Source organism: Sphingobacterium sp. NGMCC 1.201703 (assembly GCF_047784615.1).
Classification (GTDB): Bacteria; Bacteroidota; Bacteroidia; order Sphingobacteriales; family Sphingobacteriaceae; genus Sphingobacterium.
In genome coordinates this window covers 36563-56160 of the sequence record NZ_JBLOHD010000008.1, presented here as the reverse complement: position 1 = coordinate 56160, position 19598 = coordinate 36563, and the positions used below count along the sequence as shown (strand labels likewise).

Below are 19598 nucleotides of genomic sequence, written 5' to 3'. Positions count from 1 at the left end.
TCCTTTCCTATTCGTCCCTTAAACTATCAACAGGATTGGCTGTAGCTGCTTTTATAGATTGTAGGGATACCACGGCAATCGTTAAAATAAGCCCAACGCAAAAAGCCAATACAAAGATCCACCAGCCCATACTGATCCGAAATGGGAAATTGTCCAGCCAGCGGTTCATAAGATAATAAGCCAGCGGTGTCGCAACTACAAAGGCGATGGTGATCCATTTGAAGAAATCTTGTGACAACAAGACAATAATACCTGTTACCGAAGAACCTAACACTTTCCGGATTCCGATTTCTTTTGTTCGTTTCAGAATATTGATGGAGAGCAATCCTAGAAAACCGAGCATACTGATGCTTATCGCAATGATAGCAGCGATCCAGATCAGTTTTTCCAGTAATGCTTCTTTCTTGTAGAGCTGAGCAATCTGCTGATCATAGAATCTGTATTGGAACACTTCATCCGGATACCAGTTTTTCCATTGTTGTTCCAGATCTTTCATGAGCAGCTGATGATCGGTACCCTTTAGTTTAATCGCTACATTTTTTAACCGTGTTTCGTTATACCCAATTACTGTAGGGGAGATGGGTTCGTTCAGCGAATTGGTGCTAAAGTCGGCAACAACACCTACTATTGTTCCCGCTTGTTCTTCGTTCAGCCCGCCGGCGTTTAAAGATTTGCCGATAATATCATTGGGATCTTTAAAACCCAATGCGGCAGCCATATTCTTGTTGACTAGAAATTCTGGCTTCTGCGGATTATCATTGAAATTTCTTCCCGCCAATAATTTGATGTTGAATGTGCTGATATAAGCAGAATCCCCGATAGCGTATCGCGCAGGCCATTTCTCCCAATCCGTTCTGTTGTCAAACTGGATGGTTCCGCCCCATACCTTTTCAGATGAAGGTGGGTTGTCGCTAAAAGTATAGGATTGAATATCGGTTCTATTGCTAATGAAATGAGCGATTTTCGCTTTTGATTGGATCATTTTTTTTGTGAACGGAAGCAGGATAACCTGCTCTCTGCTGAATCCTATATCTGTGTTTTTGAGATGATTTACCTGTAAGACAATAACGAAAGTGGCAATCAGCAGCGTCATGGCGATCACATTCTGAAACACAATAAGCGTTTTGCGGCTAAAACTCCAGGGGCCTATGGTCAGCTTTTTCAGTGCCTGCTGAATGTTCATCCGGTTGACGAAAATCAGCGGATAGACGGAGGTCAATAAGCTCGTGAAAATCCAGATAATACCAATGATCCCCATAAATGATAGGGGATGGATAATCTGTACGGGTTCATTTGGAAAAAGAGCCTGATTTGCCCAGTTTGAAAAGATCAGTAATAAAACTAAGGCGAAGATAACAGCAGCAGCGGTCAGGATCAGGGTTTCGAATAGAAACTGAATATACAGCTGTCTTTTGGAACTACCCAATACCTTTCTCACGCCCATTTCTACACTGCGGTTCATTTGTCTGGCAAAGGTGATGTTGCTGTAATTGACCAAAGCCATGATACTGACCCCGATTGCAATTGCGACCAGAATATTCAATAGTGTACGTTGTGTTCCTTTTCCGTAGTCTGTGTCAAAATGGTAGCTTGTCAATGGCAGGAGTTTATAATTGAATGTCTGTAATACATCTTTATGCCAATATTTGGCAACAAGCGTACGAATGGCCTGTTCGACGGTACCTTTATCAGCTACATTTTTTAAGGTGACGAGAATATTATTACTAGAGTTGGAATAGCCCCAATTGTTAAAGAATCCATCGTTTTGAGGGATCTGCCATAAGGTAGCAACAGAACTTTGCGAAAGATAGATTTCTGAACGGAAGTCTGAATTTTTGTTGCTGTCATCGATAATACCCACGACTTTTACCGGGAATTTGCTATCAACCAGGATCGTTTTGCCCAAGGGGTTATCGTTATTAAAATAAGTTTTGGCGATTGTCTTGGTTAACGCGACGGTGTTAGGCTGATCCAGATCTTTTGGGGATCCCTCCAGCCAAGGGAAATTTAAGGTGTTGAAATATGCTGATGAAACAAAAGCGGCTTTGCCCTCTGTTTTATAAAGTTGATCCCCGATCCGTAGCGTCAAGTCTTTATTATCCATATACAATGCTGTTCGTTCCACTTGTGGAATTTCACGTGAAATAGCGTTGTACATGGCATAGGATCCGCCTTTGCTATGCTCGACCTGTTCTAGTTTGAGATCCTGTACGACTAGAAAGGTGCGATCTTTATCGGTATGAAACTGATCAAAACTATATTGGAAACTGTTATAGCTATAGATAAATAAGCTACATGCAATTGCCAGCCCTAAACCAGCAATTGTTAAAAAGGTATAGTAGCTATGTTTCCATAGTTGCCGTAGCGCTGATCTGAAATATGTTTTAATCATAATTTTATTGTGTTGCGTTTACAATATCACTGTTTTGTCCGTATTGGAGATTACTCCTCCCGTAGGCTATCGACAGGATTTGCTATCGCAGCTTTGATGGCTTGCGAACTCACGGTCAGCAGTGCGATCAGTACCGCAAGTAGCCCCGCAAGGGCAAACATCCACCATTGTATCTCAACGCGGTAAGCAAAATTTTCAAGCCATTTGTGCATCGCCCACCAGACTATGGGTGAAGAAATCACGATAGCGATCAGGACAAGTTTGATAAATTCTGTCGAAAGCATCCCTGTAATACCCGGAACAGAAGCGCCGATGACCTTACGTATACCGATTTCTTTCCGGCGCTGGTTTGCTGTAAAAATAGCTAATCCAAATAAACCCAGACAAGCGACGAAAATTGTCAGTCCGGCGAATATGCTCAACAATTTTCCTGTTTTGACTTCGGCCTGATAGGTTTGGGCATAGCGCTCATCGAGGAAAGAATAGTTGAATGGAATATCGGAAGGGAAGGCGTCGTATTCCGCTTTCAACTTTTGAATCAGCGCTTCGGTATCTTTTGTCTCTGTTTTGATAATCAGGCTTCCAGCTTGATCGCCCAATACCATGACTAAGGGTGAGATGGGTTCGTGTAGCGATTTAAAATGAAAATCTTTGACAACACCCACGACACGATAGGTTTTATTATCCTTATTGGTCAATGTACGGCCAAGACTTTTTCCTTTCCAGCCCAGATCTTTTGCTGCGGTTTCATTCACGATAATGGATAAGGTATCGTTACCAAAAGCTTTCGAAAAATTTCGTCCCTCATGAAGCTGCATACCCATTGCAGGAATATATTCCTCGTCTACATCATAACGCAGTGTTTTGACCCATTTCTCGGTATTGCCGTCCGGATAGACAAAGAAGTTATTGTTGTTGGTTTCTCCAGCGGGTAGGTAAGATGAACGGGAGATATGCTTGATACGGCTGTCTTCGGATAATAGCTTGACGTAAGTTTTTTCGTTTTCGCCCAAGGGCCAACTCTGGATCACAATGACATTCTCTTTTTCATAACCTAATTTGATGTTCCGCATATAATCGAGCTGCCGGATGACAACTACGGTACAGAAAATGAGCCCTACGGAAATAATAAACTGAAAGACCACAAGGCTGCTCCGGAGGTTGAACCGTTTTGTAGATCGCAACAAACGTCCTTTTAATACAGTCAAAGGGTTGAATGCAGCTAGATATAATGCAGAATAAGTACTCGAAAATAGACCTACCAATAAGCCGAATGCGAGCAGGAGGGGAATGATTTTGGCAAAATCGAGCTGATGGATTGCAATGGATTTACCCGATAGTTGATTAAATAGAGGAAGAGCCAATAAAACAATTCCGACTGCCAGAAACAATGCCAGATAAGTCAGCAGAATACCTTCTGAGAGGAACTGACGGATCAGGCTTTGCTTGTCAGCACCGAATACTTTACGTACACCGACTTCCCGACTTCTCCGGAAACCGCTGGCTGTAGACAAATTCATAAAATTGATCGTAGCGATCAATAACATAAAAAGGGCTATCGCACCAAAAATATAAATATACCGGATATCACCTGATGGGCTGAGGTCGTAGCCAAAATTGGAATGCAGATGGATATCGGTCAGCGGCTGTAAATAGAGACCTATTGTATTGCCTGACTTTTTGTAATCCTCATAACTCATCCCGAATCCGGCCATAAACTGAGCCCCAACATGTTTGTCAAATAAGGTCGTTAAGTTTTTTTCTAGATTTTTTAATGAGGTATTTTCCTTGAGGAGTGCGTAGGTGTAGTACTCGGATGTCATCCAGGAGTTTGAACGGGAGTCTTCCAGTGCAGCCATAGAGGTAAAGATATCAAAATGGAAGTGCGAGTTTTTGGGGATATCTTTCATCACTCCTGTAATTTTTAAAATATTTTGATCACCTTTTATGGCGAGATCCCGACCTACGACGTCTGTTGTTCCAAAATATTTGCGTGCCATGGATTCAGATATTACCGCGGTATAGGGCATCTTGACAGCGGTATTCGCATCACCTTTGATAAGAGGCAAGGTAAATATTTTAAAGAAGGAGGCATCAACATAGGCCATCTGTTCATCACGAAAAACTTTATTGCCAACTGTAAATAGGGGAGCTCCGCCTTGTCTCAAACGGGCTGTTTCCTTGACTTCGGCTAATTCAGCCTTCATTGTGGCTGCCACGGGAGGCATCACATGTGCCTCATTGATTGTTCCCCCTTTTACTGTACCCCGGAAGACTATACGTACTATACGATCTGCATTTGTGTTGAACCGATCAAAACTAAATTCATCAGCGACATATAGGCTTATCAGTAAGCAGATCGCAATACCCATGGCTAGCCCGGTAATATTGATGATCGATGTGGAAGAATTTCTTCTTAGATTTCGCCACGCTATTTTTAGATTGTTCTTTATCATGATGAGATCGTATTATTTATTCATTTCTAAGGCTATTCACCGGATTGCTAAGGGCAGCCTTAATAGCTTGATAACTGATGGTTGCCATACTGATCAATATTGCCATTAATCCGGCAAAAGCAAAATAATGCCATTGAACCTGTATGCGGTAGCTATAATCCTGCAACCACTTGTCCATTATCCACCAAGCGATCGGTGAGGCGATCATAATAGCAATAATCACTAATTTAATAAAGTCTACAGATAGCAACGAAGTTACTTGTGTTACGCTGGCTCCCAGGACTTTGCGAACGGCAATTTCTTTCATACGCGTCTCGGCCATATAGGCGATCAGAGCGAGTAGACCAAGACAGGAAATAAAGATGGTCAAACCTGAAAAAAGCATTGAAATCGTCCCGATAGCCTGCGTTTCTTTGAATTTAGCTTCAAAATTTTCGTCGATGAATTTATACTCAAATGGATATTCCGGATTGAATTTTTTAAAGATAGCCTCGATGGTTTTTAAGTTCGAGGCAGTGCTGTTGTTTGGATTTAAGCGATAATGGATATTTGTAAACCAGGATTTTGGCCCCAGGACGATCATTGGATAAGCTGCTGAAAAAGGAGATTCGGTGATAAAATCTTTAATTACTCCAACGACGGTCCAATTTTGACCATCCCCGTTTACTGTTTGCCCAACAGGATGCTGTAAACGCATCTGCTTGACGGCTGTTTCGGACAGTAACATGGCATTACTGTCTGTTGGGTATTTGTATATATCGATATCCCTTCCTGCAACAAGGTTAAATCCCAACGTTTTCACGGCATCGGCATCGGTACTGAAGCGGTCAAAGGAAATTCTTTTATCGTTTTCGGTACTACCCGGCCAGGAAAAGCCCCAGCCATTGCTATAACGATCCGTTACCGGGGACATGTTTTTGGACACTGAAATCACCGCATTGCTGGCCAACAACTCATTTCGAAGAGTTTGGTAAATTTTTCCGCCATTGATTTTGCCGGTAAACCGAGTTGCTACGAGCCCGTTATCATTATAGCCACGATCCCGATCCTTGGTATGTCGGATCTGTTGTGAAACGATGATGGTTGCTATGACCAAGATAATTGCGAGACTGAATTGAACAACAACCAGGATGGAACGTACACTGATTCCTTTGTTGTAGGTATTCAATTTTCCTTTTAATGTTTTCAGTGGTTTAAAAGAGGAAAGAAAAAATGCGGGATAACTTCCCGCCAATATGCCAGTCAACAAAGTGAATCCGATTAAAAATAACCAGGTATTTCCGGACAGGACGGATATGGTGAGATTTTTTTCAACCAAATCATTAAAGGCTGGAAGAACCAATACGATAGTGATGAAAGCAATAATCATTGCTGCCATACTGACCAGGACACTCTCGATGATAAATTGTAGAATCAGACTTTTTCTTTGTGCACCGACTACTTTGCGTACGCCGACCTCTTTGGCTCTTCTCTCGGAGCGGGCTGTACTGAGATTCATAAAATTAATACAGGCAACAAGCAAGATAAAGATACCGATCCACGTGAATAAATGAACTAATTGGATCCGTCCGGCTGTATAAGCCCCGTTTTCACTTTTATTGTAGAGGTAGGTGTCCTTGTATGGAAATGCAAAAATTTCGTTTGTAGATTTAATTTCGTTGCCGCCGACATTGATATGGTTCTGGCTGAAAAGTCTGATTTTGGCATTGAAGTCTTCCAACCTTGTCCCTTCCCGTAACAGCACATAGGTATAAGTAGAGTTATTGGACCAATTTTCATCTACATAGCCCATTTTCTTGGCCAGCTCCCATGAAAGCAGGTAATCAAATTGTATGCTACTATAACTTGAAGGGTCTTTTACGATCGCTTGGACAGTCACTAAATACGTTGATTCAATTTTGATGGTTTTTCCTATTGGATCTGTATCACCGAACAGGGCTTTTGCATATTTTTCCGTAATGACAACTGAGTTTGCATCTTTAAGCGGATTGGATTTATCACCTTTAAGCAAGGGATAGCTAAACATATTGAAGAACCCGGGATCGACAAAGGTAACGCTGGAAACTAGATTTTTATCCGCATAGCTTGTCAGAAACTTATCATCCTGCTCGATACGTGTAAAACTTTCGATTTCGGGGAAATCAGCTTTCAGTGTTGGCCCCATGATCTTAGGCGTATTTGTCCAAGCCCATAATTCGCCTTGATAGGAATCGCGGTTACTGATAATATAAAGACGTTCACTTTTTTCGTGAAAGCGGTCTGTGCTCAGCATATTCTGCAACCATAGGGCAATAAGTAAGGCTCCGGCCATACCGATGGCCAAACCAAGAATATTAATCGCTGAAAAAGCCTTGTTCTTCAATAAGTTCCGCCAGGCTACTTTGATATATGTTTTGACCATGTCTTTTCTGTTGAGATATTAGATAATGGATAATTATTCATCCCTTAATGTTTTGACCGGATTGTGATTTGCTGCTCTAATGGCTTGTGAACTTACTGTCACGAAGGCGACCAAAAGGGCTGCAGCACCTGCCAACACGAAAATCCACCATTGTATTTCAATTCGATAGGAGAAATCCTGCAACCATTTATTCATTGCCCACCATGCAATAGGAGAGGCTAGCAAAATGGAAACAATCACTAATTTGATAAAATCTTTGGAGAGCATGGCTGTAATGCCACTAACAGAAGCACCGAGTACCTTGCGTATACCAATTTCTTTGGTTCTGAGTTCTGCAATATAAGATGCCAAACCAAATAAGCCTAAGCAAGATATGAAAATCGCCAGCCCCGAAAAGATGAATGCCAGTTGAGCTGTCTGTTGCTGATCTTTAAATTTACCCGCAAATTTTTGATCGACAAATTGATATTCGAAGGGATAAGCAGGATTGAATTTTTTAATGATCTGTTCGATCTGAGTTAGCTGATCCTGGATGGGAGAAGTCGGATTTGTCCGGATAATTAAATTGTACAAGGATTTCTTGTTGGCATAAATAAACATAGGCTTTACGGGACTATACGGAGAACCGCTGATGTAGTCGTTGATTACACCAACGATTGTATAGGTATTGTCTCCCCATTTTAGAAAGCTTCCAATAGGATTTTCCAGTTTCATTTCTTTGATAGCGGCTTCGTTCAGCAATGCTGCAGCGCTATCGGTAGCTAATCTTGGATAATCGATATCACGACCGGCGGTGAGTTTTAATCCGAGAGTTTTGACAAAGCCATTTTCTGCTCTTCCTAGATCAAAGCCCATTTTTTTCTCCTGTTCGGGTGTTGAGCCAGTCCAGGAGAACCCCCCAAAAGCACTTCCAGCAAAGCTAGTGATTGATGATCCGGTACGTGTGACAGCAGTAGCTACTCTATTGTTGAGCAGTTCGGACTTGATCGCTTCGTAATTTTTGCCCATATCGCCTTCCATGCCAATCTCTATCAATTGGGAAATGTTATAGCCAACATCACGCTGCCCCGCATATTCAATTTGCCTGCGGACGATAATCGTGGCAATAATAAGTATGATGGCAATACCGAATTGAAAAATGACCAATACCTCACGGAAATTCAAGGGGATTTTTTTTGATTGTCCGAATATCTTTAACGATTTTATTGGTTTGAAGGCCGATATTACAAATGCAGGATATAGTCCCGCCAGGATACCTGTTAGAAAAATAAACCCGATCAACGAAAACCAGATTGCTGGATCTGACAATCCAAGAACCAACGGCTTATCAAAAATCTTATTGAATAGGGGAAGCGTCAGTAATGTCCATGTGATCGCAAGTGTCCCTGAGATTATCGCCAATAATAGGGATTCTGTCAGAAATTGTACAATGAGGTTGAAACGCTGTGCCCCGACAACTTTTCGTATAGCGACCTCTTTTGCCCTTTTTTGGCTGCGCGCTGTACTGAGATTGATAAAATTGATACAGGCTATCAATAAAATTAATAAACCAATTCCCGCAACAAGTTTAACCTGATCAATTTTTCCACCAACTGGAATACCCTGTTCAAATTTTGAATACAGGTGCATTTTGGATATTGGATATAAGAACAGAGACCCTTTTAACTCGTTGTTGGATTTTTTCTCAATTATGTTCACAAGCTTTTTATTAAAAGCGTCAATATTAGTTCCCGCCTTTAATTGTACGTAACTTGAGAATGTGATTGTATTCCAATTTGGTGAATATTTGCTAGCATCGGCTAAAGGGATCAGGTAGGTGAAATCAAAACTTGTATTATTTGGAAGATCCTGCATAACTGCAGAAACCTGATAAGGCTCCTTATTATCAAGTATGATGGTTTTATTCAATGGATCTACATCACCAAATATGCTTTTGGCCAAGCTTTCCGTAAGAATGATATTTTTTGTTTCCTGTAAAGCTTGATCAACATTTCCTTTGAGGAGTTTAAAATCAAACATGCGGATAAAATCTGGATCGACTTCATTTCCCTTGGATTTGATTTTTTTGTCATCAAATGACATCAGTCTAGTGGTACTCCAATACATACGCGCAGCATGTTCAACTTCTGGATAGTCTTCCACGAGAGCACGTGCTGCTCGTCCAGAAGTAATCTCATTCATACCTACTTTTCCCTCATCATTTTGGCTTTTAATCCAGATCTTATATAAGTTTTCTTTGTTGCTATAAAAATTGTCAAACTGTAATTGGTTTTGCACCCAGATCCCGATATTCAATACAGCAGTCATGCCGATGGAAAGTCCAATAATATTAATAATAGAATAGCTCTTACTTTTCCAAAGATTCCGCCAAGCGATTTTAATATGGTTTTTAAACATGTTATTTCTATTTTTTTATTAAATTATTCATCCCTTAAACTGTCAATGGGATTTGTGAGTGCTGCTTTTACCGTCTGAAAACTGATTGTAATAAAGGAAACCAGCAGTGCGCTTGATCCTGCGATGATAAATATCCACCAGTCCAGTGTAATGTGATAAGCAAAATTGTCCATCCAGCGATGCATGGCGTACCATCCCAATGGTATGGCAATCAAAAGTGCTGAACAAACGAGTACCATAAAGTCAGCGCTGAGGATCTTGACGATTTTGAATACGGAAGCACCCAATACTTTGCGGATTCCGATTTCTTTGACACGCTGTTGCACAGCATAAGCGGATAGTGCGAATAATCCCATGCAAGCAATGGCAATTGTAATAAGCGAAAAGAGCTGCATGACTTTTGTCGTCTGTTGATCTTTTAAATAGAGTTTACTATAGTCATCATTTAGAAAATGATACTCAAATTTATTTTTCGCATCAATATCTTTCACAACAGATTTCACTTGCGCTATTGCATCCTGAATTGGTGCATCTGGGTTTAGACGGATGAAGATATTACCAAAATAATAGTATTCCGGAAAAAGTACAATTGGCTTAATCTCATTGTGGAGTGAGGCAAAGTTAAAACTGGCAACGACTTGTTTAATACTGCCTTTACGGCCGTTTAAATTGATTTTTTTGCCGACTGCCTGTTGTGGTGTAAATCCCATCGCCGATGCAGCGAGTGTATTGATCACAAAACTATATTCCGGAGATAGGGTATCCCGTACACGTAAAATATCTGTATCGGAAAGAGGTTCCCCAGCCACTGTTTTGATACGAAAGACTGATACAAAATCTTTTTCGATAGGAATTGCTGTCACATCCATTTCGAAATCAGTCGGTTGACCTTCAACAGTGTTAATGCTATATCCGCCTTGAATATTGACCGGATTGTCATAGGAGGCAGTTACACCCCGAACACTATTGAGTTGCATCAGTTTATCTTTTAATAATTGCCGCTCCTTGTCCTGCCATCCCTGGCCATCGATGACCAGCATATCGGTACGGTCTAGTCCTGTATTTTTGGATTGTATAAATTGCATTTGACGTCCCGCAAATAGGGTACAGATGATAAAGAAGATGGATATGCTAAATTGGAAAGTAACCAATACCTTGCTAAAAGAAATCCCACTCTGTTTCTCCGCCAATTTCCGTTTGAAAATAGACATTGGTTTTGAGCTGGCAATGGAATAGGCGGGCCATCCACCAGAAATTAGTGTCAATACGATAAAAAATAAAAACAGGATCGCATAGAACCTAGGATCTGTCCATACCGTTAATTGCATTTCGCTTCCCATGTACGAACTGAATAGGGGCAATAATAGAAATGTAGCCAGCAAAGCGAAAGAAAGGGAAAGCAATACCATCAAGCTACACTCTAAGAAGAATTGCAAGAAAATCGTTTTTCGGGCAGCGCCTAAGACTTTCTTAACGCCGATTTCCTTTTTGCGTTCGATGGCATGTGCCAATATTAGATTTGTGAAGTTAATGCTCGTCAGGATAATAAGCGCAGCTCCTAGAGCCATCAAAATATAGATATATACCAGGTTGCCAGAACCTGCAGCCTTGGAATGAAGATGAATATCTATTAGTTTTTCAATTGAAAAGCTAAATTGATAACCTTGTTTGGTTGCCTCGGCAAATTTCGCTTTGGTGATCTGATCTAATTTTTGTTGAATCGTGCCAAAACTGTCTTTGTTTTTTAACAGCGCAATGGTGATGTCATTTGCTGAAGACCATTCTGGTTGCTTGTAGCGTGGCAAATCTTTGTTGGAAAGAATGGCCGTGAAATTTATCTGTGTATTTGTTGGCAGATCTTGTATGACACCGGAGACTTTCCAATTGACTTTATCTATCGCCAAGGTTTTTCCCAGTGCAGATTGTTTTGGGAAGTATTTTTCGGCTAGTTTTTTTGTCAGTACGATTTGATTCGGTTCGGTTAACGCATGTTTCGCGTCGCCCTCGATAAATGTATAGCTTAAGGTGTTAAAAAAATTAGGATCGGCGTACATCAGTTTTTTTTCCTTCGTCGTCTCATCTTTCGAAGCTATATTTCCGGCTTTGGAGTATCCATATAATCGGGTTGCCTGTTCGATTTCGGGAAGCTCCGCTTGCAAGGTTGGTGCTAGTGCTGTGGGCGTTACACTGGAGTTTACCTCTTCGGTACTATTGGGAGCCTTATAGGTCAGACTGAAATAAGCTAAACGATCGGCATTTGGAAAAAAACGTTCATAACTTGATTCGTGAAATATATAGGCTGCTAATAACAGGAAGCAGGTAATGCCCAAACTTAAGCCAAACATATTTAATAAGGAAAACCCCTTATTTTTTTTGATATTCCGCCAGGCAATTTTAAGGTAATTCTTAATCATCGTATTGAGTTTTTGACTTTTCCATAATTGTCTGACCCGCAAAGTAGTTTATCTGGATAGATAGGCTTTTGCTGGTCATGCCACAATAGTAATAGCTAATTCAATTCGTTTGCCATAAGTGTAAGTTTTTGATTTTTAGGTGTTTTTGTGTTGTTGTGCTCGCGTGGTATGTTCGGAAACGGACAGTCTGCTGTCCGTCGCCGAACAGGTAGATCTATTCGTTCCGTAATGTGATCGCCGGATTGGCTAATGCTGCTTTAATGGCTTGATAACTAACCGTTAGGAGGGTGATGACCAGTGCAGTTAATCCCGTAAGGACAAATACGGTCCAGCTAATTGAAATGCGATAAACGTAATTGTCGAGCCATGTTTCCATTAATAGATAGGCTAGGGGAGCAGCAATAAGAAAACCGATCAATGTCAACCAGACATACTCTGTGCACAATAATATCCATAAACCAACTTCTGATGCGCCAAGAACTTTGCGGATACCAATTTCTTTTTCGCGTTGTTCGGTTAGAAAGGATACCAAAGCATAGAGTCCAAGGCAGGAAATCAGTATGGCAAGCGCGGTAAATATACTGGTCAGATTTTTAATCATTTCCATTTGTTCAAATTGCTTGGCATATTCTTTATCTGTGAACGTGTAATCAAAGATGAGATCCGGATCAAAGCGATTGAACTGTTGGGCGATTGCTTTCATCGTTTGGCTAATATCTTGCTGCTCATTCAGCCTGAGTGTTATTTTATTTTTTGGCAGAAAATCAAGGAAATAGGCCGTAGGCGTGATAGCGCTGAAGGGGGATTGGGATAAGGTGTTCTGTATAATACCGATAATCGTATAGCTGATTCCTCTTTTAGATAATTGTTTGCTCGTCAAATCTGTAACCCCCATAAATTTCGCCGCTGCTTCATTGATAATTACGGCAGTTGAATCAGTTTTGAAATCCTTTGAGAAGTTCCTCCCTTTTAAAAAGTTCCATTGTACCGTTTTGGCGAAGTTTTCGTCGATGGTGAAAATTCCCATAATAGATCCTTCCTTTGTTTCATTCCCCTGCCAGTTAAAACCACCACCGGTCAAAGAGAGATGGTTGACAAAATTTGAAGTGAGTGAGGCGTCCTGAATCAGACGTTGATCCATCAGTTGTTTTCTCAGGACCTCAAAGTTTTTGGTAATTAATTCACTACTATTGTTTACGTTGATTAGGTTTGAACTATTGTAGCCAATCGGACGACCTTTTGTGTAATGCAATTGTTTTATGACCAAATAGGTTGCAATCATCAGAAAGATGGAAATAGCAAACTGGAGGACAACCATACCTTTTCTAGCATTGAAACTACCCATACTTATGCTCACTTTTCCTTTGAGTGCAAGGATCGGATTAAACGAGGATAAGAACAATGCAGGATATAGACCCGCAAGAAGTCCTATAACAAGTATTCCTAATAGCGAATAACTATAAAAACGAAAATCGGCGAAAGGGATGTGGAGTGTCGTATGAGTGATGGTATTAATCCAGGGAAGGATTAGGGTAGCCAGTAGTATCGCGATCAAAAAGGCGCAACATACAGCTAGGGTTGACTCCACCAGAAAACCAGCGATCAGTTGTCGACGATTGACCCCAACAGATTTTAAAACTCCAATTTCTTTCCCTCTTTTTAAACTTCGGGCTGTATTGAGATTAATAAAATTTATACTTGCCAACAGCAGGATAAAAATACTGATCCAGGCAAACATCCATACATATTGAATTTGTCCGCCTGCATTTTTACCATTTTTGAATGCATCATAGAGATGCCATTTGGACATAGGATGCAAAAGAATCTCGGGGTTTATATCGGTAAGGTTTGTTCTAAAGATATTGGTCAATTTACGTTCAAGCCCAGGGATGTTTTGTGGGTTCTCGATTTGTCCGAATGTGCGAAAATAACAGTGCGACCACTTTTGGTCTATACCTTCGTTTTTATGAAGATAATCTACAAAGGGTAGGATATATTCTAATCCTTGAAAAGTACTGTTTTCTGGAATGTCCTCAAAGATACCCTGTATGCTATATTGTTCTCTTCCATTGAATTGAATCGTTTTTCCAACAATATTATTGGAGCCAAATAGTCGTTGCGCTAATGATTCTGAGATAATAATGGTAGAGGCAGCAGTTGGGGTTGAAATATCTCCCTGTATTGGTTTTAACGAAAATAATTCAGAAAATTCGCCCATGGCATAAAAGCCCTCAGCATTGAGCTTCTTGTTCCCGACTTTAAGGTTATTACTTTCATTTGTTATTAATGTGATATGCTGCATCTCATTGGTGAAATCAGATGCAATAACCTTTGCTAGGGGTATAGGAGTCGAATGGCCAGTAGATTTTTCATTATTGAATGTACCTGTTAACATGACCTGATAAATATCGTCATAATTCTCATGATTGCGGTTGAAGGAAAATTGTTTTAAGATCCACAGGGTGCTCACCAAAGCAACCGTAAATCCCAACGACAATCCAAGAATATTGATTTTCGTATGTAAGGGGTTTCGTTTAAGATTGCGTAAAGCAGTTTTCAAAAATAATTTAATCATGGCGGTGCTTGATGGTTATGTTTGTTATTTCCGTATGCTGATTAATTGTTCAATATATTTGGGGCGATTTTTTATGCATAAAAGCTATTCGTCTTTTAGACTCTTGACGGGGTTCGCGATCGCTGCTTTGATGGATTGAAAGCTAACGGTAAAGAGGGCAATGATAATCGTTAGTAGCCCGGCAGAGAAAAATATTGTTATCGGCACTGTTGTTCTAAAAGCAAATCCATCGAGCCAATTCGAAGTGAAGTATAGTGCAATCGGAAGTGCGATAATATTAGCGATAAGGATCAAAAGCAAAAATTCTTTATTCAGCATCTGCATAATATGGAAGACCGTTGCGCCGAGAACTTTCCTGATGCCAATTTCCTTGGTTTTCAGTTGTGCAGTATAGGTGCATAATCCAAGAAGTCCCAGGCAAGAAATCAGTATCGCTATGACGGCAAAGAAGTTAAACAATGTTCCTTGTTTTTGCTCGCTCATATACTGCTTTTGATAACTTTCATCCAGAAAGCTATAGTTGATCGGCATATCGTCATAGTAGCTTTTCCAGATTTGTTGGAGGGCATGTAATGCTGATTCGGTCCCAGCAGGGGTTGTTTTGACATAAAGTTGCTGGCAATCTTTTGGACTAAATTGAAAAACCATGGGTTCGATCTTTTGACGTACACTAGCATAATTAAAGTCTTTGACCACGCCAATAATGGTTCCAGAAACTGTTCGGATCCGTAAGCGGCTACCAATTGGATTTTTCAATCCCATCTCGCGAACGGCAGTTTCATTGACGAGAAAATGTGTAGAATCTGCCAGTGAGCCGGTAAAGTTTTTTCCCTGTGTTAGCTTTATCTTGAAAAAATCAAGCGCTGATTGATCCGAATACGTCATGCTGAACCACAGATTTGAATTGCTGGGTTTTCCATCCCAATCATTATCGCCAGTAGATGCTCCACCGTATACCATATCGCGGCCAAGTCGAATGACATCGCTTACACCTTTATTTTTCAGGAGATCACTTTTGACGGCATCAAAATGCTGCGCCATTTTTGGTGCCATCGCTACCGAGATAATATTGCTCTTTTCGTAGCCTAGGTTCTTGTTGCGTATATATTCCAATTGTCGACCGATAACGATCGTCATCGCGATGAGAACAATGGATACTGTAAACTGTAAGACCACCAATATCTTTCTGAAATTTGATTTCTTCATTCCGAATCTACCTTTTAATACATTGATCGGATCAAATTTTGAAAGCAATAATGCAGGATAAATGCTGGTCAGCAGTAAGGTACCTATCAACATCATTAAAATGTAGCCCCATAGTTCGGTGCTAAATAGTTGCAGGGAAATTTGTTTGCCAGAGAAACTGTTAAAAAGGGGGAGAAGGATAAAAACAAGGCAGATGGCTAAAGTCGCGGCCATCGTGAAAAGAAGAGTCGTTTCCAGTATAAATTGAAAAAAGAGTTCTTTTCTTCCGGCGCCGATAATTTTACGGATGCCAACCTCTTTGGATCTGGATAAAGATCGCGCGGTAGAGAGATTGATGTAATTGATGCTGGCTATGACAAGGATGATCAGAGCGATCCCGATAAAAATATGTACCGTGCCAATACCGCCATCGCTACCATCCATCTGATAAAGGTGCATTTTGGCCAATTCCTGTGTAATGTAAGGAACGGGGGCATCTTCGGGTTTATTACGTTCATGTATCATTTGTAATTTCTGAGCCACCACAGCAGGATTCGCGTCGGGTCTTAATTGCAGGTAGGTCCCAAAGGCGAAACTGGACCAATCTTCATCCATTGATGACAGATAGGTTTTATTGTCGTAGGTGGTTTTGTTTTTGATGTAAGCCTGCTCGTTGAACCGTGAAAGGGGGAGGAGTACCTGAAATTGAAAGGAAGAATTTTCGGGATAGTCGGGGATAACTCCGCTAACTGTACACAGGTCTTCTATTCCCAATACCACCGTTTTGCCGATTGGATTTTCATCACCAAAATACCGACGGGCGGTAGTTTCGGTAAGAACAACGGAATTGTTATCGGGAAAAGGCTGCCTTTGGTTCCCCTGAATAAGCGGGAAGTCAAAAACACTAAAATAGCTGGGGTCCACAAAGGCGAAATTCTTTTCTGTAAAACGTTTGTCCTTATACTTGATGGTGGCATCACCGATCCTGAAGATACGTACCGCATCCTGCACCTCAGGGATTTCTTTCTTTGCGAAACTTCCAACTGGGGCAATGATAGATCCAAATATGCGTTTTGAGATCCCTGTCCCGCCCTCAATCCCAATTTTGTAGATAGATCCTTGATTCTTGTGAAAACGATCATAGGACAATTCATCCTTTATCCATAGTAATAGGAAGATTCCCACAACTAGTCCAGCGGTCAACCCGAGGATATTGATAGCGCTATAGAATTTGTTGGAAAAAATACTGCGCCAAGCGGTTTTGATGAAATTCTTTATCATTGTGACCTATATTAGATTCAAATTTAACTGTATACCATTCTCGCCACCAGTAGCTGATCTATTCGTCCCTTAGGCTATCTACTGGATTTGCTTTTGCAGCCATAATACTTTTGGTTGAGAGCACGAAACTGGCGAATGCTATCAGGCTGAGGGCAGACAACCCAAAAATCCATGGTTCCATAGTGGTGCGATAGGCGAAATCATTTAGCCAATGTGACATAAAGTAATATGCTATCGGGAATGCAATCAAACAGGCTATTGCCACCAGGGAAAGTAAATTCTTGAGCAATAAAAAAGTAATCTGCACTATTGAAGCTCCTAAAACTTTACGTATACCAATTTCTTTTGTTCTTTGATTAGCCGTAAATATGGTCAGCCCAAATAAGCCTAACCCAGCAATAAATACGGACAGCCCGACGGCCCAGGACAACAATTTGGAAAGTCGTTTTTCTTGGTTATAGAATTTTTGGACAATTTCATCTACAAAGCGAAGGTCGATCTCGTCGTCAGGAAACGTAGATTTGTAGGTGGCCGTGATCTTGTCGATTGCCTTTTTCCAGTTTTCTGGATGTTTTTGGTCCAAAGCAATATGAAGCACATAACCTGTCTTACTTCCGATGTACAATACAGGCTTGACAGCTTGGCGCGCCGAAGCAATGTCAAAATTTTCCATAACACCGACAATCTTAGATGCTCCATTTTCGAAGGTTTTGCCAATTGCATCCTGCGGTTTTTGGATACCTAGTAATTCTAAACCTTTTCTATTGATTAGTATTTCTCTTGTAGAGTCCAGTAAACGAATATTTCTTCCTGCCAGAAGTGGAATATTATAAACATCCAAATAGTTTTCATCGCCTGAGCGGTTATCAAAAGTTAAGGATTTTTTGTCCGAAGACTGATCGTAAACTATTGAAGTTGTCATATAACCATTCATTGCCGGGGCAATATTTCCAAAGCTTATTTTTTTTACTTCGGGAAGTTTTAAAAGCTCATTTTTGAGGAATAGTCCTTTGTCCGAGTTCTGAAAGGCACCGGGGATATCGATATTGATGATGGCATCACGTTGAAATCCCATATCCTTATGGGATAGGTAATTGATTTGCCGAATCACAATTAATACGCAGATTAAAAAGGCCTGGGCCATCACAAATTGGAAAATGGTCAATGCTTTACGTATCCATGCACTTCTGGAAAGATTGGTGTTTTTCCCCAGCTGATTTTTGAGCGCTAATACAGGTGCATATCCCGTCAATACCCAAGCAGGATAAAAACCTGCCAGTAGCGTGACAAAAAAAAGCTGCGCCAATAGGAACATTATAATCAATTTTTTATCCAATAAATCCAGGTTTAAGTTTCTAGGAATAAATCCTTCGAAGACTTGTAGAAAAAGGGGGAACAGTAGAACCGCCAGTACAGTGGCTGCAAGTGTGATCAGGAAAGTCTCCAACAAAAATTGTTTAATTAAAGTGGATTTTGAACTTCCCAGTGTCTTGCGGATGCCCACTTCTTTTGCCCGTTCGATGGATTGCGCGGTAGATAAATTGATAAAGTTAACCGCGCCTAAGGCCAAAAGGAAAAATGCCAACAGGATCAGATTTCGTAGTGTTTCAGGCTTAGTAGCTTCATAATTGAAAGTCGTATTAAAATGGACATCTGATAGCGGTTGTAACAGCAGGTGATCAGTAATTTTCTCGCCATTTTTAAATTTATACTTTTTTAATAGGTTTGCAATATTACTTTCTACCGCGTTTGGTCGGGTACCGGGTTTGGTTTTGATCAAAACCTGATGGGAGTCAGAGATGCTGTTCCAGGCTTCCCAATTAAACATCTCCTTCAAACTATTGTTCTGGGGAATTGTTTTTTCGGAGATAAAACTGTCAAAATTGAAGCCAGAGTGCTGTTGTGCATTTTCGACCACGCCGACGACCTGGAGCGGAATACTGTCTGCATAAACAATGGTTTTGCCAATAACATTGGCAGGAGACTCATTTCCATAAAATTTTTCCAGTGTTTTTTCTGTGAGTACGATATGGCCTGCTGTATTGAGGCTAAGTGGATTTCCGGATAACCATTTGCGTGGTAAAATATTGAAATATTGACTATTGGTCAGTACAATACGTTGCTCTTTTGGAAAAACTTGAGCTTTGTTGCTAGGAGTCGTGATTTTCAATTTTTGAACATGACTTCGATAAACGGGAGCTATGGCGTCGAGGTTTGGTAGCTCTTCTTCCATAGTTCGTACTAAAGGCATGTATACCCCCGCGTTTTTAATGTCACCGTCACTAACAATACGGTAAACCTGTTCCCTGTCTGGAACATGTTTATCGAAACTATAGTCGTATTGAATCATCAAAAAGATGACTAATGTCGCTGTGATGCCGATGGCTAAGCTCATGACATTGATACATGTAATCAACTTGTGTTTTTTTAAAAAACGATAAGCTGTTTTTAGTGAGTTTCCAATCATTGTCGTTTTAGTTTTAATGATTCAACCAGG

Annotated in this window: 8 protein-coding genes; all 8 read right to left on the bottom strand. The window is 40.6% G+C overall.

The features are described 5' to 3' along the window. Positions 1-7 precede the first annotated feature (7 nt). The 8 genes from ACK8HY_RS17440 to ACK8HY_RS17405 all read right to left on the bottom strand — a co-directional run bounded on the left by ACK8HY_RS17440 (position 8) and on the right by ACK8HY_RS17405 (position 19568). Positions 8-2392, bottom strand: coding sequence for an ABC transporter permease (locus tag ACK8HY_RS17440; protein ID WP_416134338.1), 2385 nt, complete (start codon positions 2390-2392; stop codon positions 8-10). A gap of 50 nt (positions 2393-2442) precedes the next feature. Continuing rightward, entirely contained in the window at positions 2443-4848 is a 2406-nt protein-coding gene (locus ACK8HY_RS17435) for an ABC transporter permease (RefSeq protein WP_416134337.1), read from the bottom strand. 16 nt (positions 4849-4864) lie between these two features. Beyond that, positions 4865-7249, bottom strand: coding sequence for an ABC transporter permease (locus tag ACK8HY_RS17430; protein ID WP_416134336.1), 2385 nt, complete (start codon positions 7247-7249; stop codon positions 4865-4867). 33 nt (positions 7250-7282) lie between these two features. Continuing rightward, entirely contained in the window at positions 7283-9646 is a 2364-nt protein-coding gene (locus ACK8HY_RS17425; protein ID WP_416134335.1) for an ABC transporter permease, read from the bottom strand. Positions 9647-9669: 23 nt separating this feature from the next. After that, entirely contained in the window at positions 9670-12060 is a 2391-nt protein-coding gene (locus ACK8HY_RS17420) for an ABC transporter permease (RefSeq protein WP_416134334.1), read from the bottom strand. Between the two features lie 214 nt (positions 12061-12274). After that, a complete protein-coding gene (locus ACK8HY_RS17415) occupies positions 12275-14635 on the bottom strand; it encodes an ABC transporter permease (RefSeq protein WP_416134333.1) in 2361 nt (786 codons plus the stop codon). An 84-nt stretch (positions 14636-14719) separates the two neighbouring features. After that, positions 14720-17101: an ABC transporter permease gene (locus ACK8HY_RS17410; protein WP_416134332.1), complete on the bottom strand. Its 2382-nt coding sequence runs from the start codon at positions 17099-17101 to the stop codon at positions 14720-14722. 58 nt (positions 17102-17159) lie between these two features. Beyond that, complete coding sequence (locus tag ACK8HY_RS17405) at positions 17160-19568, bottom strand: ABC transporter permease (RefSeq protein ID WP_416134331.1); 2409 nt, start codon at positions 19566-19568, stop codon at positions 17160-17162. Positions 19569-19598 lie beyond the last annotated feature (30 nt).